Annotated in this window: 15 protein-coding genes, 1 tRNA gene and 1 pseudogene; 6 read left to right on the plus strand and 11 right to left on the minus strand. The window is 54.6% G+C overall.

Going from position 1 to position 18,807, the window contains the following annotated elements:
- Positions 1-53: 53 nt before the first annotated feature.
- The 3 genes and pseudogenes from WC562_04910 to hisI all read left to right on the plus strand — a co-directional run bounded on the left by WC562_04910 (position 54) and on the right by hisI (position 2,547).
- The gene (locus WC562_04910; protein ID MFA5055499.1) at positions 54-1,229 is read left to right on the plus strand and encodes an acyl-CoA dehydrogenase family protein; all 1,176 of its coding nucleotides are present in this window, start codon (positions 54-56) and stop codon (positions 1,227-1,229) included.
- 114 nt (positions 1,230-1,343) lie between these two features.
- A complete protein-coding gene (gene hisA, locus WC562_04915) occupies positions 1,344-2,063 on the plus strand; it encodes a 1-(5-phosphoribosyl)-5-[(5-phosphoribosylamino)methylideneamino]imidazole-4-carboxamide isomerase (GenBank protein ID MFA5055500.1) in 720 nt (239 codons plus the stop codon).
- A gap of 190 nt (positions 2,064-2,253) precedes the next feature.
- Positions 2,254-2,547: pseudogene (gene hisI / locus WC562_04920) on the plus strand (phosphoribosyl-AMP cyclohydrolase).
- 71 nt (positions 2,548-2,618) lie between these two features.
- Here hisI and rpmE read toward each other — a convergent pair.
- The 3 genes from rpmE to rplU are packed head-to-tail and all read right to left on the minus strand — an operon-like array spanning position 2,619 to position 3,403.
- The gene (gene rpmE, locus WC562_04925) at positions 2,619-2,822 is read right to left on the minus strand and encodes a 50S ribosomal protein L31 (protein MFA5055501.1); all 204 of its coding nucleotides are present in this window, start codon (positions 2,820-2,822) and stop codon (positions 2,619-2,621) included.
- Positions 2,819-3,073, minus strand: coding sequence for a 50S ribosomal protein L27 (gene rpmA / locus WC562_04930; protein ID MFA5055502.1), 255 nt, complete (start codon positions 3,071-3,073; stop codon positions 2,819-2,821). The genes rpmE and rpmA overlap by 4 nt, the downstream gene beginning before the upstream one ends.
- Positions 3,074-3,091: 18 nt before the next feature.
- On the minus strand, positions 3,092-3,403 hold the full coding sequence (rplU, locus tag WC562_04935; GenBank protein ID MFA5055503.1) for a 50S ribosomal protein L21: 312 nt from the start codon (positions 3,401-3,403) through the stop codon (positions 3,092-3,094).
- A 155-nt stretch (positions 3,404-3,558) separates the two neighbouring features.
- On the opposite strand from rplU, the gene WC562_04940 reads away from it, so the two are divergent.
- The gene (locus tag WC562_04940) at positions 3,559-5,385 is read left to right on the plus strand and encodes a TIGR03960 family B12-binding radical SAM protein (protein ID MFA5055504.1); all 1,827 of its coding nucleotides are present in this window, start codon (positions 3,559-3,561) and stop codon (positions 5,383-5,385) included.
- Between the two features lie 637 nt (positions 5,386-6,022).
- Here the strand turns inward: WC562_04940 and WC562_04945 are convergent.
- The 6 genes from WC562_04945 to WC562_04970 form a co-directional block, all read right to left on the minus strand.
- Positions 6,023-8,689 (minus strand): hypothetical protein, encoded by a 2,667-nt coding sequence (locus tag WC562_04945; GenBank protein ID MFA5055505.1) that lies wholly within the window; start codon positions 8,687-8,689, stop codon positions 6,023-6,025.
- Between the two features lie 892 nt (positions 8,690-9,581).
- Positions 9,582-11,999 carry a DNA gyrase subunit A gene (gene gyrA, locus WC562_04950; protein ID MFA5055506.1) on the minus strand — a complete coding sequence of 806 codons (2,418 nt, stop codon included), beginning with the start codon at positions 11,997-11,999 and terminating at the stop codon, positions 9,582-9,584.
- 254 nt (positions 12,000-12,253) lie between these two features.
- The gene (locus tag WC562_04955; GenBank protein ID MFA5055507.1) at positions 12,254-13,084 is read right to left on the minus strand and encodes a tetratricopeptide repeat protein; all 831 of its coding nucleotides are present in this window, start codon (positions 13,082-13,084) and stop codon (positions 12,254-12,256) included.
- Positions 13,085-13,266: 182 nt separating this feature from the next.
- Entirely contained in the window at positions 13,267-13,947 is a 681-nt protein-coding gene (locus WC562_04960; GenBank protein ID MFA5055508.1) for a glycosyltransferase family 2 protein, read from the minus strand.
- 16 nt (positions 13,948-13,963) lie between these two features.
- Entirely contained in the window at positions 13,964-15,187 is a 1,224-nt protein-coding gene (locus tag WC562_04965; protein ID MFA5055509.1) for an aspartate kinase, read from the minus strand.
- On the minus strand, positions 15,178-16,401 hold the full coding sequence (locus WC562_04970; protein ID MFA5055510.1) for a cofactor-independent phosphoglycerate mutase: 1,224 nt from the start codon (positions 16,399-16,401) through the stop codon (positions 15,178-15,180). The genes WC562_04965 and WC562_04970 overlap by 10 nt, the downstream gene beginning before the upstream one ends.
- Positions 16,402-16,934: 533 nt before the next feature.
- Between WC562_04970 and WC562_04975 the strand changes: the two genes are divergently transcribed.
- Positions 16,935-17,010 (plus strand) — tRNA-Pro (locus WC562_04975).
- 10 nt (positions 17,011-17,020) lie between these two features.
- Here WC562_04975 and mazG read toward each other — a convergent pair.
- Positions 17,021-17,803 (minus strand): nucleoside triphosphate pyrophosphohydrolase, encoded by a 783-nt coding sequence (mazG, locus tag WC562_04980; protein ID MFA5055511.1) that lies wholly within the window; start codon positions 17,801-17,803, stop codon positions 17,021-17,023.
- A gap of 89 nt (positions 17,804-17,892) precedes the next feature.
- On the opposite strand from mazG, the gene WC562_04985 reads away from it, so the two are divergent.
- Positions 17,893-18,570 (plus strand): DUF1461 domain-containing protein, encoded by a 678-nt coding sequence (locus WC562_04985; GenBank protein MFA5055512.1) that lies wholly within the window; start codon positions 17,893-17,895, stop codon positions 18,568-18,570.
- On the opposite strand, the gene WC562_04990 is transcribed toward WC562_04985, so the two are convergent.
- On the minus strand, positions 18,567-18,803 hold the full coding sequence (locus tag WC562_04990; protein ID MFA5055513.1) for a zinc ribbon domain-containing protein: 237 nt from the start codon (positions 18,801-18,803) through the stop codon (positions 18,567-18,569). The genes WC562_04985 and WC562_04990 overlap by 4 nt on opposite strands.
- Between the last annotated feature and the right edge of the window lie 4 nt (positions 18,804-18,807).

Consider the following 18,807-nt stretch of genomic DNA (forward strand, 5'->3'; position numbering starts at 1 on the left):
CATTCTCCGATAGAGATTACCGGTCGATGTGATGACTTGGAGGATAACAAGCGATGGATTTCAAGTTCACGGAAGAACAGGAAAAACTGAGAAAAGAAGTACGCTCGTTTCTTGATGACGAGTTGAAGAAGGGCACCTTTACAACGCATTGCGATGCCTGGATGGGGGGCTATTCAAAAGAGTTCTCCAGGAAGATGGGGGAGAAAGGCTGGATAGGATACTGCTGGCCCAAGGAACATCACGGACAGGGCAAGAGCTATATCGACAGACTTGTCATAACTGAAGAGCTCGTTCGGTACGGCGCGCCGGCGGCGTCGCACTGGTTCGCCGATCGGCAGATGGGCCCGTCGATACTTAAACACGGCACCAAGGAGCAGCAGGACTTTTTCCTGCCGCGTATAGTTAAAGGCGAGCTGTGCTTCGGCATCGGCATGAGCGAACCGGAGGCCGGATGCGACCTGGCGTCGCTGAGGACGAAGGCAGTGCTCGATGGCGATTACTATGTGATCAACGGGCAAAAGGTCTGGACCAGCGGCGCGCAGCACATCGATTATATCTACCTGGTGGCGCGGACGGATCAGGAGGCGCCCAAGCATAAGGGCATCAGCGAGTTCATCATCGATATGAAGATCCCGGGCATCGATGTGCGGCCTCTTATCGACATGACCGGCGGACATCACTATAATGAGGTCTTTTTCGACAATGTTCGTATACCTAAGACCACCCTGGTCGGCGGCTTGAATAAGGGCTTCTATCAAATCGCTCAGCAGCTCGACTATGAGCGCAGCGGGGTGGAACGCCTGATGACCAATTATCCTCTGCTTGAGGATATCGTGAAATATGTAAAAGAGACCGATTACCACGGGCAGCCTTTGTCGAAAAGCGTTCTGGCCAGGCAGAGCGTGGCCGATTTGTTCATAACCTTCGAGGCGGGGCGGCTGCTGACCTACCGCGTGGCCTGGGTTCTTGATCAGGGCAAAATTCCAAGCACCGAGGCGGCGCTGGCAAAGGCCTTCTCGACATCGTTCGAGCAGCAATTGGCGCATACGGCCACGCAGATACCGGGACTGTACGGCACGCTGAGACAGGGATCAAAGGGCGTTCCGGCAGCCTTCCGTGAAAGTCCGGCGGAATCCTGTATCTTCTCGCCGGCCTATACGATCCAGGGCGGCACCAACGAGATATTGCGCAACATCATCGCGGGCAGGGGACTGGGACTGCCGTCGTAGTATCCGAATCGTAATTCGAGTCGAATGCTTCAGGGCGATGTGAGAACATCGCCTTGATTTTATCAGCGGCTTCTGTCAGAATTCTGTCGCGTCGGCGATTTCATGGGTAAGAATATGGAGATAATACCGGCAATAGACCTGAGGGGCGGCAAATGCGTGCGCCTCTATCAGGGCGATTACAAACAGGAGACAGTCTTTTCCGAAGACCCCGTCGATACCGCCAAACACTGGCTTTCGCTGGGGGCGAAGCGAATACATGTCGTTGACCTGGACGGAGCGGCAAAGGGCGAGATATGCCACTTCGATGCGATATCGTCCATAGCCAGCGCTGTTAACATCCCGGTCGAGGTCGGCGGCGGCATAAGGACCATAGAGTCGATCGAGAAATTGCTTGGAGCCGGTGTCGGACGGGTGATACTTGGCACGGCGGCCATCGAGAACCGGGACACGGTAAAAGAAGCCTGCCGGCGGTTCGGGGAGCGTATTGTCGCAGGAGTGGACGCCCGCGACGGATATGTGGCGACGCGCGGCTGGCTCGAGAGCAGTAAGGTAACGGCGGTCGATTTGATCAGGGACATGCAATCCGTCGGCATCGGCCGTGTGATATATACCGACATTGCCCGCGACGGCACTCTTACCGAGCCGAACTTCGCCGCTATAAAGGAACTGATGACGAAGGTCGATGTTAAAATCATCGCGGCCGGCGGCATAAGCTCAATCGAGCATCTTAGTAAGCTGGCCGCTCTCGGCGTCGAGGGTGCGATTGTGGGGCGCGCCATATATACCGGGCACATCGATTTAAAGAAGGCGCTGGAAGCCATCAGCGGCAGCTAATAGAAGAGGTCCCCGTAGGGGCGAGGTCGCCTCGTCCGCCAATAGGGGCGCCAGGGGATGTAGGGGCAGGTCTTGTACCTGCCCGCTGTGGGCGACCACAAGGGTCGCCCCTACACAATGACCGAAATATTAAGGGGTTGATAACGATTAATCCAATCCGTTTTAACAATATCCGGCAACTGGAGGAGCCATGCTTAAGTATGACAGTAAAGGTTTGATACCGGCGATAATACAGAACGCGGACACCGGCAAGGTGCTCATGCTGGGCTATATAAACGAGGAATCGCTAAAGATAACGATTGAGACTGGCAAGGTATGTTTTTTCAGCAGGAGCCGGCAGAATCTGTGGCAGAAGGGCGAGACCTCCGGCAACTTCTTGAACGTGCGTGAAATACTCAAGGACTGCGATGAAGATGCCCTCCTCATTAGAGTCGACCCCGTGGGCCCGACCTGCCACACCGGTGAGGAGAGCTGCTTCTACAGGGATATCAAGAGCGATTAGTAAAATAAAAAGCGGCTGTCACGCAGCCGCTTTGAGATCTCTTCGATTTCAGGCTATTTCTTTTTACCGTAGCGCTTCTGGAACCGCTCCACGCGTCCCGCCGTGTCCACGATCCTCTGCTCGCCCGTAAAGAACGGGTGGCACCTGTTGCACAGGTCTACCCTTATCGTGGGTTTCAGCGATACGGTCTGGAATTTATTGCCGCAGGAGCATGAGACCTCGCACTCCACGTACTTGGGATGTATATCCTTCTTCATGAGTTGTAAACGCTGACCTTTCTCTGGTGTCTCGCGAACGGCTCGAACTTCACGTAGCCGTCTATCTTGGCGTAAATGGTGTGATCCCGGCCCAAGCCCACGTTAACGCCGGGCCGAATGCGGGTGCCCCTCTGGCGCACGATGATAGTGCCGGCCTGTATCTTCTCTCCGCCGTACCGTTTTACGCCCAGCCGCTGGCCTTTACTGTCACGGCCCAGCCTGGTGCTTCCTCCGCCTTTCTTATGTGCCATAACCTTACTCCCAGTATCCTATGATAATATTTCCTTGATAGCTATCTTGGTGTATATCTGGCGGTGCCCTTTCTTCCTGCGGTAGCGCGTCTTGCTCTTGTACTTGAAGACCGTTATCTTCTTGTCCTTGAACTCATTCACAACATCCGCTGTAACCCTGGCGCCCTCCACCACGGGCGTGCCCACCTTGACCTTCTTGCCTTCGGCTACGAGCAGCACGCGGTCCAGCTCGATAGCGCCGCCTTCTTTAGTGTCAAGACGGTCGACTTCGATGACATCGCCGGGCGCCACCCTATATTGCTTGCCCCCGCTCTCGACTATGGCGTATATCTTGGGGGCCGTCTTCTTTTTCGTCTTTGTTACTGCCACGTGGTTCTCCTGTAAGAAAACTGGTTCCGTTAAACGCAACTGAATGTAGATTGTAACACGTTCGAATTTAGATGTCAAAAGGGATACAGCTTTGTTATAATGAGTCCGAGGCAGCTATGACGGATTTGCATGACATCTTGCCAGGTGTAACCAAACCGGCGCGATACACGGGCGGCGAATGGAACAGCGTCGTCAAGGATTGGGGCTCGACCGATGTTAAGATCGCTCTGGCCTACCCGGATACCTACGAAATAGGGATGTCGAACCTGGGGCTGTCCATCCTGTATCATCTCGTCAATAACGAGCCGTATGCCCTGGCCGAACGGGTTTATGCTCCCTGGATCGATATGCGGGACGCGATGAAGAGTGCGGCGATCCCGCTCTTCAGCCTGGAATCGAAACGGCCGCTGCGCGATTTCGATATCGTCGGCTTCTCGCTGGGCTACGAGCTGACCTATACCAATGTACTCGGCATGCTGGACCTGGCGGGGATACCGCTGCTGTCGTCGGAGAGAAGGGACGGCGACCCCCTGATCATCGCCGGAGGAAGCTGCGCCCTCAATCCTGAGCCCATGTGGGAGTTCATCGATCTGTTCGTCATGGGGGAGGGCGAGGAAGTTGTAATAGAGTTTCTGCGATCCTTCCGCGACTTCAAGATGAATGGCGGTTCGGACAGGCACGCTCTGCTGCGGCATCTTTCGAGAATACCCGGCGTGTACGTGCCGGCTTTCTACGACGTATCGTACAATAGCGATAACACTGTGTCTGAGGTGGCGCGGGTATCGACGGATGTCCCCAAATCGATATCGCGGCGCATAATGAACGAACTGCTTCCCGCCGTCACCTCTCCGGTGATACCTTATATATCCACGGTGCACGACAGGGCCATGATAGAGATACAGCGCGGCTGCACCAGGGGCTGCCGTTTCTGCCACGCCGGCGTTGTCTACCGCCCGGTACGCGAGAGGCCGGTAAACGAGATACTGGCGGCTATGGACGATTTACTCAAGAACACCGGATACAACGAGCTTTCACTGCTGTCGCTGAGCACGAGCGATTACTCGAACATAGAGAAGCTGATAAACAATATAAATCTCAAGTTCCGCGACGACAGCCTTAAGATATCCCTGCCCAGCCTGCGGCTGGACAGCTTCTCCGTGGCCCTCATGGACGCCATCACCGCCGGCAAGAAAACGAGCCTGACCTTCGCGCCTGAGGCGGGGAGCGAGCGGCTGCGGCGGGTCATCAATAAGAGCCTGACGGACGATGTGATTATTAATACCCTGGCCGTGGCCTGCAGCCACGGATGGAATAACGTTAAGCTCTACTTCATGCTGGGGCTGCCTACCGAGACCTCTGAGGATATCGAGGCGATAGCGGCGCTGGCGCGGCGCGCCGGTACTGATATCGCTAAACAGTGCGGACGGAGATTGAACATCAAGCTGAGCGCCTCGGCCTTTGTGCCCAAGCCGCACACGCCGTTCCAGTGGGTGGGGCAGGTAAATCGGGATGAGATGAACGACAGGATTGATATCCTGCGCCGCGGCTTGAAGAAATCCGGGACGCGGCTCACATGGCAGGACCCTCGCGTCAGCTTCCTGGAATCCGTGCTGTCGCGGGGCGACCGCCGCCTTTCGCGGGTGATACATACGGCATGGCGGCTTGGCGCCGGATTCGATGCATGGAGCGAGCGATTCAGGTACGACCTGTGGCTCAAGGCGTTCGAGGATTGCTCTATAGACCCTTCGTTCTATGCCAACCGCACGCGTCCTCTGGATGAAGTTCTGCCGTGGAACCATATCGATACCGGCGTTAGCATCGATTACCTGAAACAGGAATACATCAACAGTACAAATGAAACAGCTACAGATGACTGCCGCGTCGGACGCTGCAATCATTGCGGCCTGGAGCGCGTCATCCCCGCATGCGGGACATTGCTGTAGGATCAGGCTGCTGAAGAATTATCAACCCCCTATTATCCCCCAATCTTGGGGGAATTTTTAAAAATATAGGGGACACCCCTAAAACCCCGTCCCCGATTCATCGGGGTACCTCTTTTTCAAAGCTGTCATTGCGAGTCCTTCCCCGTTAGGAATATGCAGAAGGACGCGGCAATCTCATAGCTATCCCCCAATACGTTGGTCACCGGGTAGGGGCGAACCTATGTGTTCGCCCACAATGGGCAGGCACAATCTTTCCATGACATTAAGGCATATGGAAGGATGCCCCTACGTTGGGAGGGTAACCATGGGGGGTTACCCCTACGTGGTGGGTTTGCGAACCCACCCTACACAACTCAAAGCTGTCATTCTGAATCCTATCCGGTAGCGATGAAGAATCTCGACGAGATCCTTCGCCGTTCTGTAGCGAGGGCTCAGGATGACAAACTGTAGAAAAGCTGTTGAAGGTGTTCTTCACCTTCAACAGCAATCAAAGAGGGCGCAGCAAGCAGCGCCCCTACGATACGTTCCCTGCGCATGTTCCATTAATACAAAATAAAACAGCGGCCGGAGCTTTTGGCCTCGGCCGCTGTTGCTGTTACGGTTCAGAGTGATTCCACTCTAATAGCCGGTGTTTAATCTAGAACTCTTCTTCCTCTTCGCCGTAGAGCTCTTCCGCGGGTACCTCTTCCTCCTTGGCGCCTTTCTTGGGCATGACAAGGAGAAGTACGATGGCGAGCACCACTATGAAAGCGCCCGCGCCGATGAGTACCCAGTACCACCAGACCCAGTCACTGGCAGCCTTGCTGGCGACAGCCCAGCTGCTGAGGTGGCTGGTTGTGCCGCAGATGGTGTTGCCGGTGATGTTGATGTTCTTAGCCTCGTTCCACTTGCCGTCGGCATAGTAGATAAGGGTAAGGTTATCCAGGCCCTGGTCGTAAGTGGACAGCTGAGCGCATATGGTAGCTTCCGCGCCCAGAGCGCCGCCCGGCGTTACCGTGAAGCAGGTGCTGCCGAAGGTGTAGTCGTCTGTATCGGCATGCGTGCAGGTGCCTGCTGTGATAGTAACGGTTTGCGTTGAAGTAAGGGCGCCGGAAGGGAAGGTAACCTCATACTTGCCGTCCGTTGTGGAGACCGTTCCGCCGGAAGTGCCTACCGTGCCGCTGCCCGTTGAAGTGGGAGGAGTTGTTGCGGTAGCTGTGGCAGTAGCCGTCGTCGTCGCTGTAGCCGTCGCTGTAGCTGTTGGCGTAGCGGTAGCCGTTGCCGTAGCAGTAGCCGTAGGTGTAGCAGTAGGTGTCACGCCTATGCCGAACGTTACAGCAGCGGAATTCAGCGTGTTAGTTCCGTCGGTGGCCTGAGCTATGGCCTGATAAGTAGAGCCGTTAACCCAGGTAGGCATCGTTCCGTAAGCCCAGCTTGTAGTGCCGGAGCAGACGAGCCATGTCTGGGTAGCGGTCCATGCCGCGCCGTCCCAGTACTGGCTGTTGCCTGTATTCTGCAGTTGCACCTTTACTTCTGTAACTGTAGCATCGGCGCTGGCCGTACCTTCTATTGCGGAGGGGCCGGTGGCAAGGTTTGCGCCGTTTGTCGGAGCAGTGATGACGCATGTTAAGCCGCCCGGTCCCGGTGTTGCAGTAGCGGTAGCCGTTGCCGTAGCTGTGGCGGTAGGAGCGGGCGCCGTGCCCGATATGTCATGCACAAACGTGAACGTCTGTGTCGCTGTGGACTCTATATTGCCGGCCTTGTCAATAGCCTTTGCCTCGATAGTGTAAACGCCGCTATTAGCAATATTCGTGTTCACGTGTTGCCAGTTGGGCATAGTGCTGAACGTCCACGGGCTTGTGCCGGAAGCGACATTCCATATATCAGCGCCCCACTGATTGCCGTCCCAGTACAGGGAGTCGCTTGCTCTCTGTATTCTAACCTCTACTCTTGACAGGGCGCCGGCGGCCGCGCCGCCCGTGATATCGGCGCTGGTTCCGCTGATCGATGCAAGGGAGTTGAATACGGTATCGCCGTAAGGCGACGATGTGACCCAGAAGGTAGTGAACAGGGTATTGGTGGGTGCCACGTCGTCCACGATGAATGTGTAAACGGTCGTAGTAGCCTGCTTGCTGGCGTTGTCCGTGGCCCTGGCCTTTACCTTATAAGTGTGGCCTGCCGCCAGGTCAGCGCCGGTGGGCATGGCAAATGTCCAGTCCATCTGCGCGGCATCGGCAACATCGCAGCTTGCCGCCGTGGATGCGTTAACCCATGTCTCAAATACGGGAATCCAGGCGCTGCCGTTCCAGTTAAGGTAGGAGGTGAAGTCCTGCACCCAGACCTTCACGCTTCCGTTGGGAGCGGCGAGCGATTTGAGGTTAGTCGCACGTGCCGTGCCAGTGAGATTGCCGAAGTACGCCGTTGTTACGTAAGCCGGGATGGTGTCCATGACGATGCTGGGGCCTGTCGTCAGGTCCTTGCAGTAGGTAAAAGTCGAAGTTGCAGCAGCGCCCACATTTCCGGTCTTGTCAATCGCATAAGCTGCCACGTTATATGATTCAGCCTGCGTCCATGGCGGAAGGCAGGGGTTGGTGCTGGTGGTTATCTGCCAGCTCGTGGTACCGCTGGCTTTCAAAGGAGTTAGAGGACCCACCCATGACGTGCCGTCCCAGTATTGGGAGTCGCTCACTCTCTGTATGGTTACATAAACAGATCCGATAGTGCCGGTCTTTGTAGCGCTCATCTTATCGGCGGCAGTTCCCTTTATGGCCGTGACGGCTGACATCGAACCATTGACGGCAGGTGTTATTACAACAACGGGATATGTGGTGCTGCCCAATACGCCATACTGGTCATAGATGAAGGAGGCCTGGGCCATGGTTCCCAGGTTGTCGTTCATATCTACAGCCCATGCGTAGATGTAGTATGTGTTTCCATCGGTAAGAGGAGCTACACCGCCAAGCCCGGCCCAGGTCCAGTCCCACTGGCCGTTCCATAATGATCCAAGTATTGTCGTAGTATATACATATGTTTCCGGATCGTTGGTCCATCCTGCGCCGTCCCAGTACCTGTAGATACTGTATTCCGAGTCATAGGATTTTATTTGCAGCCTCACCTTCTGCAAATCGATAGCGCCGGTGTATGATGTGCCAGTAATGACGGTTCCCAGGCCGGCGTTATTCAGGTAAGCCGGGATGGGATCCATGTAGGTGGTGGGGGTTGATGCGGCCTGCACGGTTACACCGATGAGCGCTGCGGGTATTAGAGCGCACAACAGCGCTGCCACCATCAGCAACCGCCAGGTTAGGTTAAACCTTTTCTTCATAAGACTTTCTCCTTTCGTTCTATAACATTTAAGTCAGGCGGTTCAAACCTAACCAAGCATCTTCTGCCAGTACAGACCGCCTGCCTGTTAAATTAAATTTGTAGATATTAACACAAGAGTGCACTCGTGTCAATATCTATTTATCCAATTTAGCCAAAACAGCCTTGATTGTCAATAGACTTTCCAAGTGTAAATCGTATTTGGTGAATAACCGGTAAAGTTCCCACTCCTGTCATTGCGAGTCCTTCCCCGTTAGGAATATGCGTAAGGACGTGGCAATCTCCGTCGATATAGCCGGCCCGGCTCAAAGCTTTGCTCTCAACCCCCTGTGTCCCCCAATCATGGGGGAATTTTTTGTTTTAGGGGACACCCCTAAAACACCGTCAGGAGACCATGTCTCCTGTACCTCTGTGTAATGGTCGAAGACGGTCAATCTTTCCGAACCCCCTGTATCCACCAAATATGTCGGTCATTGTGTAGGGGCGACCCTTGTGGTCGCCCACAGCGGGCAGGCACAATCCTTCCATGACATTAAGGCATATGGAAGGATGCCCCTACATCCCTGGCGCCCCTATTGGCGGGCGAGGCGACCCCGCCCCTACATTCAACTCACCCTGTCATTGCGAGTCCTGTCACAGAGCGGCGAAGCAATCTCCGTCTGTTTAGCGATACATCTTGGGATTGCCGCGTCGTCCTTCCATGAAGTTGGATTGATAGAAGGACTTCCTCGCAATGACGGTTGATTGATTCGGTGGGCGCAGCCCGTCCTATATTTTAAACCCGATACGTAGGGGCAGGTCTTGACCTGCCCGATAGAGCGGGCGCAGCGAGCAGCGCCCCTACGGCTGGATCATCCTTCCGCGGTAGGGTGAGTTCACTTATTAAGGTACTATTATTCTTCGCGCAGGGCGGCGATTGACATAACCTCGTCGCCCTCGTCAAGCTTCATAACGGATGCGCCGCGCCTGATGCGGCCCTGGATGGGTATAGCGTCGCCGCGCATGCGTATGACCACGCCCTGGGCGGACTGTATCATAACCTCGTCCGAATCCTTCACCACCCTGGCCGCCACCACCTTGCCCACCTTCTGGCTCAGCGTCTTGACGCCGCTGCCGCCGCGCGACTGCTGACGGTAGTTGGCCAGGCGGCTGCACTTGCCCTGGCCCGATTTCGTCAGCACCAGCAGGCTGGCGTCCTGGATCACTATGTCCATCTGCACAACATTATCGTCCGGGGCCACGCGCATACCCCTCACGCCGCCGCTGGTGCGGGAGGCGATGCGCAGCTCGGCGACGGGGAACCGTATGGCCTGGGCCTTCTCGGATATGGCTATGACCTCATCCTCGTTACGGGCGATCCTCGTCGATATGAGCTGCTGCCCCTTGGGCAGCTTCATCGCGATGATGCCGTTGGAGCGCACCGCGGCGAAATGCTCCAGCGCCGTCCTCTTTATTATGCCCTTGCTCGTCATCATGAGCAGGAAATAGCCCGGTATGAACTCGGTTATCGGCAGAACCTCGGTGACGCGCTCCTCTTCCGATATCGCTATGAGCTTCACCAGCGGGGTGCCCTTGGCGATGCGCGATGTCTCCTGCGGCACCTTGTAGCACTTCAGTGAAAAGACACGGCCCGTGTTGGTGAAGAACAGCAGTGTGTCCAGCGTGTCGGCCACCAGCAGGCGGCGCACCATCTCCTCCTCGCGGATGGAGATGCCGGCCACGCCGCGTCCGCCCCTCTGCTGCACGCGGTAGGTCTCCAGCGGCATGCGCTTGATGTAGCCGCGGGTCGTCAAAACGATGGCCACCTTCTGATGATGGATCAGGTCCTCCTCGCTCATCTGTCCCAGTTCCTCTACGATTATCTCGGTGCGGCGCTCATCGCCGTACTTATCCCTGACCTCGATGACGTCTTCTTTTATTAAATAGAGCACCTTGCGCGGGTTGGCCAGAAGGTCTTCCAGATACGCGATGGTCTTCAGCACCTCGGCGTATTCGTCCGTTATCTTCTTGCGCTCCAGCGCCGCCAGACGCCTGAGCTGCATGTCCAGGATGGCCTGGGACTGTATATCGGTCAGTCCGAACTTCTCCATAAGGTTCTTCTTGGCGGCGTCCGCGCTGCTGGAATTCCTGATGGTGGATATGACCTCGTCCAGGTGATCCAGGGCTATCTTTAAACCTTCTAATATATGCGCGCGGTCCTGAGCCTTCTTCAGCTCGAATCTGGTGCGGCGGATGATGACATCCTGGCGGAAGATTATATACTGCTGCAGCGCCGTCTTAAGGCTTACCACCTTGGGCTGTCCGTCAACCAGCGCCAGCATATTAAGATAGAAAGCGGTCTGCATTGGCGTGTGCTTGAACAGGTTGTTCAGCACCTGCTCCGGCTCCATGCCCCGTCTCATCTCGATGACGACGCGTATGCCGTTGCGGTCCGATTCGTCGCGAAGCTCGGTGATGCCCTCGATCTTCTTGGCCTTGACCAGGTCCGATATGCGCTCCACCAGAGCGGCCTTGTTCACCTGATAGGGCAGTTCGGTCACCACTATCTGCTGGCGGCCTTTGGCCAGTTCTTCCACGGAATACCTGGATCTGATGATGACGCGGCCCTTGCCGGTGGCGTAGGCGTTCTTTATGCCCTCGCGGCCGTATATTATGCCGGCGGTGGGGAAGTCCGGGCCCTTCACGATATCGGAAAGCTCATCGGGCGAGGCCTCGGGATTATCGATGAGAAGGCAAAGGGCGTCCGATATCTCAATTAAATTATGGGGCGGAATGTTTGTTGCCATGCCTACGGCGATGCCCGAAGCGCCGTTGACCAGTAGGTTGGGGAATCTTGAAGGGAGAACGGTAGGCTCCGTGAGCGAGCCGTCGAAGTTCTGCACGAAGTTTACGGTGTCTTTATCGATATCGGCAAGCATTTCATTCGCTATGCGGGCCAGGCGGGCCTCGGTGTATCTCATGGCGGCGGGCGGGTCATTATCCACGCTGCCGAAGTTGCCCTGGCCGTCGATGAGCGGTATCCTCATTGAGAAGTCCTGGGACATACGCACCATGGCCTCGTATACGGGGGAGTCGCCGTGGGGGTGGTACTTGCCCATGACATCGCCGACGATACGGGCGCTCTTCTTGTGGGCCGAGTTGTAGTTGATCCCCATCTCGCCCATGGCGTACAGGATGCGCCTCTGCACCGGCTTCAGTCCGTCGCGCACGTCCGGCAGGGCGCGGGACACTATCACGCTCATGGCGTAATCCAGGTAGGAATTCTTCATTTCCTCGTGGATATCAATGGGTTTAACCGATCCTGCTTGCATGTTTACCTCTCATCGCCGTGTATAACTTATCCCATGAAGCATATCACAGGGGCGCAAATTCGTCAAAAATGAGATTTTGTAAAATTTACGCTCTTTCAGGGGAAATTCTAAAAATTAAGAGCAGGGGTTTCACACACACCCTGCTCTCTGCCGCTATCATTTTTATCAGGCGAAGCGTTCTTCACCCCGATGGAAAACGGCGGTACGATCTCGTCCTGCGGCCGGCCAGGGAATCGTTTCGAGCAAGCGACGGATCAGGCTTCTTCTTCGAGAACTTTGTCCGCGCTGGTTTCGGAGGTCATCAGGGTCATGCTGTCCGGCAGGACCTCGGTATCCTCTTCCGTATCCACCACATCGCCGCTGTCATCGTATGTCTCTTCCTCGTCGCCGAGCTCATACTTCAGGATACTGCCTTTCACATACGAGCGGAAACCGTCGCTGAGCTTTGCGGGGAAGGAAGGACGCCCCAGCTGTTTGGGGTGTTGATAGGTCTCGGTGATGATGATCTTTACAGCGCTGTCGGATATGCTGGCTATAGCCGCGGAATACTTGTTGCCGCCCTTCATGAGCTTTGAGAGGCGCGTGTTGATGCGGGCCTCCACCTGTCCCAGGTATTCTCCGGCCTCATTCTCCACAACCAGGCGCTGCTTCTTAAGCTTCAACTGAACGATATCGCCGGCGGACATTTTTACCAGAATCTCCCTGGGGGCCGGCTGGTCCAGCCTGGCCACGCCCGCCTTGCCCGTCTCCTCTATAAAGGTGCGGGGTACGGCTTTGGGGCGGTCCTCAGAAGGCGCCGGCTGTTTTTCTTTCAGCAGGGACAGCCTTCTCAGGTTCTTGCGCGCGATGATGTTTTTCGCATCGATTCCCAGTGTCCGGTTGTAGGCCTCGATGGCCTCCTTATATCGTCCTTTTTCCGTTAACGCCTTGCCCAGCCTGTTCAACGCGTTTATGTCGTTAGGCGCGGCTTCTATAATGCTCTCATTGGCGGCTATGGCCTCATCCCATCGCCCTTCCATAGCAAAGGTAATCGCTTCCTGTGTCCGCTCCCTCTTCAATTTTGCCTCACCACATTGAGTTTCCATTAAATAACCTCCGACCTCATCCGCATTATTTTAAGGATTATGGCCAGGATGTCAATAGGCATTGAGACCAAAAGATAACTTTGGTTAAATTTCTGTCACAAATGGATGATAACCGGAGGCAACGTAGTTACATATCGATAAGAGTCTGTCTGGCAGGGATGTCAGATATGACCGGTCCAGTATTATATCCGTCTTAAGCGCCGCATACGCTTGAATGTTTTCAAATACGAGACGCCAAACATAAGTAGGTTGACATGGCTCGAGCCATTCTTACGCTGGGCGTAATGGAAAGGGACCTCTACTATCTTATAGCCCTTAGTGTAGGACTTGATAAGTATTTCCTCAAGAACGTCAAAATCCGAACTTTCAAGGTTAATATCTTTTAGTAACGATGCATGATACAGCCGAAATCCGCTAGAGATATCACGGAATGGCAGGGAAAGTCCGAGTGTAAAGAACTTGTTCAGGGCTCGGCTTAAGAGCCTGCGCATCTTTGTCATCTCTGTCGAGCCACCTGTGATATAGCGTGACGCGATAACAATCTCAGCCGCGTTGCGCTTATCCCACATGTCAGGGATGAAGTCCGGACGGTGTGACATATCGCCATCAAGCGTTAATACATATTCGCCGTGTGCTGCTGAAAAACCGTCGCGAAGGGCCGCTCCATATCCGCGGCCGCTCTGCCGGATGACACAGGCGCCATTATCTTGTCCAACCTGACAGGTATTATCAACAGATCCGCCGTCTATCAGCACTATTTCGTGATCATGAGCTATGCGCGATGCTATATCATGCAGTCCGGGCAGAAGCTCCTTGAGATTAGCGCCCTCATTCATGACAGGGATAACAATACTCAGTTGCAAATGATATCTCCCCAGACTACGCGTTGCCTTTATCCAGCTCAAATACACGGTGCAGCGCTTTCACCGCATCCTTGGCCTTATCTTCGTGAACTATACAGGTGATCCTGATTTCAGATGTGGTGATCAGTTCGATATTGATTCCCGCTTCATACAATGAATGAAACATCCTGGCGGCGTATCCCGGCGTATTCTGCATCCCTATGCCTATGATGCTCACTTTACCGAGCTTCGCATCCGCAACACAGCCCCTTGCGCCTATCGACTTCACCACCGGCTCAACGACGCGTATCGCCTCATCAAGATCGCTCTTGGCCACCGTGAAAGTCAGGTCGGTTACCCGTTCCACGCTGGCGTTCTGCACTATGGTGTCCACACTGACATTAGCATTGGCAAGAGCGTCGAAAACGGCGCTGGCTATGCCCGGCTTATCGGGGACGCCCAATATCGTGACTTTTGCCACGTTCTGATCAAGAGCGATCCCGCGAACTTTTGCCCTTGTTTCCATATTCATTCCTCCATGAATTAAGCTGCCAGGAGCGTCGGTGAAGCTGGAAGCCACCAGTATGGGCATATCGTACATCTCTCCAAGCTCCACGCATCTCATATGCAGCACCTTGGCCCCGGAGCTGGCAAGCTCCATCATCTCTTCGTATCCTATTTCCTTGACCTTGCGCGCTTCCGGAACGATGCGCGGGTCCGCGGTATAGACGCCGTCCACATCCGTGTATGTTTCGCATACTTCCGCCTTTAGCGCTATAGCCAGCGCCACGGCGGTGGTATCGGAGCCGCCGCGTCCAAGAGTTGTCACGTCATCTTCTGAGGTGATCCCCTGGAAACCGGCGACTATGACGATCTTGCCCGCTTTAAGCTCTTTTTTAATACGCTTGGCTTCGATATCGATGATGCGCGCCTTGGCGTATACCGCGTCGGTCATTATGCCCGCCTGCGCGCCGCTCAGACTCACGGCGTCATGCCCCATCGACTTCAGCGTCATGGCCAGCAGCGTGCTTGATACAAGCTCTCCCGTGGAGAGCAGGACATCCATCTCCCTGACATCGGGATGATCGGTAACCTGGCGGGCCAGCGCTATCAGCCCGTCCGTAGTCTTGCCCATGGCGGAGACTACCACTACTACTTCATTGCCCTTCTCCTTGGCCTTTATGGCCCTTCGCGCTACGTTCCTTATTTTTTCCACATCGGCGACCGAACTGCCGCCATACTTCTGCACTATTATTGCCATATTATCTCCGTTTTCTTGCGCCATCTTATCACTATTTTATCCATCATATTATAACCGTTTTCCACAAAAGCCCCGGTCTTTTTAGCTTCGACTTCAGTGAAACGGGCAGCCCCGTTTGAAGTCACACCCTTCCCCCAGACAACAAATGGCACTGCTTCCTCCGTGTGAGTTTGAATCGCCAGCGGCGTTGGATGGTCGGGCATAGCAAGAAACTGGATATCGTCGTTATTCCATTCGAGTATGCGACTGACCATCTCGGAATCAATCTTTTCTATAGATGCTATCTTGTCCTCTGCCGATCCGCTGTGCGCAGCTTCGTCAGGGGCCTCCACGTGTATGAAAACTATGTCGTGGTCTTCAAGCGCTTTGAGAGCACCGGTAACCTGTGCGGTATAATCATTATCTACATTATCGGTAACACCGCTGATATCAAGAATCGTGAAACCCGCCATTTTGCCTAAACCACGGAGCAAATCGACTCCTGAAGTAATTGCCCCTTTAATTTCGTATTTGGTCTGAAAAGAAGGCAGCGGAGGTATATGACCGCTGCCCCAGAAAAGCCAAATCATCGTTGCCGGGATCTCTCCCCGGGATATTCGATTTAAATTCACAGGGTGATCACTCAGGACGTATCGAGAGCGCTCCATCAGATCGACTAAGAGTTCGCTGCCCGGTCCGTGCGGCATGTATTCAGCTATCGGCTTGCTGGGGATATCATGTGGCGGAGTACATATCGCTTCAAGTCCAATTTCATGATCCGTTATCTTACATATATGACGATATCCGACACCGGGATAAAAACAAACATCCTTGCCCCCAATCTCGTTATTTAGAGCTTCTATGAGAGCGCGGCCTTCTTCTCTTGAGATATGTCCCGCAGAATAACTCCACATCATTCCATCTTTTATTGCTACAAGATTGCAGCGAAATAATATGTCATCACTTGTGAATGGGACATCCATGCTGATAGCCTCGATAGCGCTCCTGCCCTTGAAATAAATTAGCGGATCATATCCCAGCACGGACATGCAGGCGACGGCGCTGGAAGGCTCCATGCCCGGAGGCACCGTGCGAACCAGACCAACTATGCCCTCTTTTGCCATGCGGTCCAGGTTGGGCGTATCCGCCAGTTCAAGGGCTGTCATGTTACCACGATCCGGTATGGGCCAGCCGGCGGCGCCGTCGATTATCAGCACGCAATATTTCATGGCCATAAGTATATGATAAGGATAATTTCAATTCAATACGGAATGCGACAGTGAGGCTTTTCCGTATCCAACCCCCTGTCATCCCCCAGGCTTGGGGGAATCATCATCCGAACCCCTGCTGGTCCCACATACGTTTGGTTATCGGGTAGGGGCAGGGCTTGCCCTGCCCGATAATTAGGGCGCAGCAAGCGGCGCCCCTACAGGACACCCCAATCCTTCCGTATTGCGGAAGGACGACGCGGCAATCTCATTGATGTTCAATCCCCTATAATCCCCCATCGAAGGGCGAACACATAGGTTCGCCCCTACGTGAGGACATTATGTAAGGGCTTGATTAATCAAGGCCTTATGGGATACCATCAAACCCCTGCCAGAGGGTGGTACATCTGGACTTCCCTTTAAGCTACCCTCTTCTTAAGCAGGGGGGAGAAGGTTAAGATGAGGGCTAAAGCTTAACAGCGCACCAAGAGAAGGCCAGGGTGAGGGCTTCCCCCTCAGCATGTTGCTAATAACAGGCGCAGAAGATATACTATTGGCTGCGGGGCGTAGCGCAGTCCGGTTTAGCGCGCAGCGTTCGGGACGCTGAGGCCGGTGGTTCAAATCCACTCGCCCCGACTTTCTCTCTTCAAGATAGATCACCCAGTTCCCGCTTAGCTTCGTTCCAAAGCGCATTCTGCTCTTCGAGAGTCATATCAGCCAGAAGCCGTCCCTTTTCCGCGCAGATTTTCTCCATGTATGAAAAGCGTTTGTAGAAGCGTTCGTTGCATGCCCTCAGCGCGGCCTCGGCATCTATGTCCATGCGTCTCGCTACGCATACCAGCGTGAAGAGCATGTCCCCGAACTCCATCACCTTATGGCGGTGATCCTTCGCCTGCTGCAACTCGGCGACCTCTTCGCATAGCTTATCGATGATGTCGTCCACGGTGATCCAGTCGAACCCGACGCGGGCTACGCGCCTTGCCGCCGCCTGGGCGTATGCCAGCGCCGGCATGTTTTTAGGCAGGCCGGATAGCAGCTCGCCCCTGCCTTCCTTCCGTTTAAGCTCCTCCCAGTTGGCAAGGACTTCTGAAGCGCCGCTGACCTTCTCTTCACCGAAAACGTGGGGGTGCCTGTATATCAGCTTGTCGCATATTCTTTGAATCACATCGCCTATTTCAAAGCAGCCTTCATCCTTGGCCATCTGGGCGTGAAGAACTATCTGCAGGAGCAGGTCGCCCAGCTCTTCGCATAGTTTGTCCATATTTCCCTTATCGATAGTCTCAACCGCCTCGTAGGCCTCCTCCAGCATGTTGCCCTTGATCGAATCGTGGGTCTGCTCGCGGTCCCAGGGACAGCCGCCCGGGGCGCGAAGGCGCTCGATGATGGCCACCAGTCTGTCGAAACTCTTCAAGTCTTCATTCTTGTCCAAAACGCTACCTCTTCACTGCAAGAATAGAACGCATTATATGTCCGATACATTAAGTTGACAAGCCGCAAGCGCTACCATAGCATTGTAACATGCTGGCGGGGAGAAACTTCCGAATTCCGTTCCGGGTCGCATCGATCCTTTTCATTGTATGCATTCCCCTGTTCCTTCTCACAAGCAACATAAGGTGGGTCGCCAACGATCTTCAGTTCTGGGAAGAGGGCTTCGAAAAATATGACGTCAGCGCGGAGACGGGATTCAGCGACGAAGAACTCATCGATATATCAAAAGGTCTGATCCGATATTTCAATTCCGGAGATATCGACGATACGATGTATATATTCAGTGACGATGAAATCATACATCTGCGCGACGTCAGAGGGCTGATTCAACTCAGCTACACGATTCAGTGGATAACGCTTGGCTACATCATTATCTTTGTGGCGGCAGGGTATACGTATAAGCGAAGGCAGATGTTTTCATCGTTAGGCAAGCTTGTCCTGACAGGCAGCGTCGCCGGTCTCGCCGCTCTGGCGGCGACAGGCATAGCCGCGATGATAGATTTCGACTGGCTGTTCATATTATTCCATCGGATATTCTTCACCAACGATTTGTGGATATCTTCGGGCTACCTGCCGCGAATATATACGGAAGGCTTCTTCTACGATGCGGCCGGGGCAATCGCGATAGCAATGGTATTACAATCGCTGTTAATCGGGGCGATAGCGGGGGGCTTCCTGCTGCGAAGGCGGAGACGCCTCGCGAACTAATGATGGCATGAGGTGCATGAGGTGGCGGGGCACGACGGACCGCAGCCGCCGCCTCCGGCGATAGGAGATGAACTGCCGTCAGCCCCTTTTGAAAGGGCGGCAAAAGCGGACAGCTGTTTGCTTGCCGGTGATTTGCATTCGGGGCAGGAGACCTTCTTGTCGGAATCGCTGAAGGAGCACCTGCGCTCGAACTTCGCATCGCACTTTGAACATTTATATTCGTATATCGGCATGACA

The organism is Dehalococcoidia bacterium, from assembly GCA_041649635.1.
Lineage (GTDB): Bacteria > Chloroflexota > Dehalococcoidia > E44-bin15 > E44-bin15 > JAYEHL01.

Coding starts and splice junctions, on each gene's coding strand:
- WC562_04910 (MFA5055499.1), top strand. CDS start 54: ATGGATTTCAAGTTCACGGAAGAACAGGAAAAACTGAGAAAAGAAGTA.
- hisA (MFA5055500.1), top strand. CDS start 1,344: ATGGAGATAATACCGGCAATAGACCTGAGGGGCGGCAAATGCGTGCGC.
- rpmE (MFA5055501.1), bottom strand. CDS start 2,822: ATGAAGAAGGATATACATCCCAAGTACGTGGAGTGCGAGGTCTCATGC.
- rpmA (MFA5055502.1), bottom strand. CDS start 3,073: ATGGCACATAAGAAAGGCGGAGGAAGCACCAGGCTGGGCCGTGACAGT.
- WC562_04940 (MFA5055504.1), top strand. CDS start 3,559: ATGACGGATTTGCATGACATCTTGCCAGGTGTAACCAAACCGGCGCGA.
- WC562_04945 (MFA5055505.1), bottom strand. CDS start 8,689: ATGAAGAAAAGGTTTAACCTAACCTGGCGGTTGCTGATGGTGGCAGCG.
- gyrA (MFA5055506.1), bottom strand. CDS start 11,999: ATGCAAGCAGGATCGGTTAAACCCATTGATATCCACGAGGAAATGAAG.
- WC562_04955 (MFA5055507.1), bottom strand. CDS start 13,084: ATGGAAACTCAATGTGGTGAGGCAAAATTGAAGAGGGAGCGGACACAG.
- WC562_04965 (MFA5055509.1), bottom strand. CDS start 15,187: ATGGCAATAATAGTGCAGAAGTATGGCGGCAGTTCGGTCGCCGATGTG.
- WC562_04970 (MFA5055510.1), bottom strand. CDS start 16,401: ATGGCCATGAAATATTGCGTGCTGATAATCGACGGCGCCGCCGGCTGG.
- WC562_04985 (MFA5055512.1), top strand. CDS start 17,893: ATGCTGGCGGGGAGAAACTTCCGAATTCCGTTCCGGGTCGCATCGATC.
- WC562_04990 (MFA5055513.1), bottom strand. CDS start 18,803: ATGCCGATATACGAATATAAATGTTCAAAGTGCGATGCGAAGTTCGAG.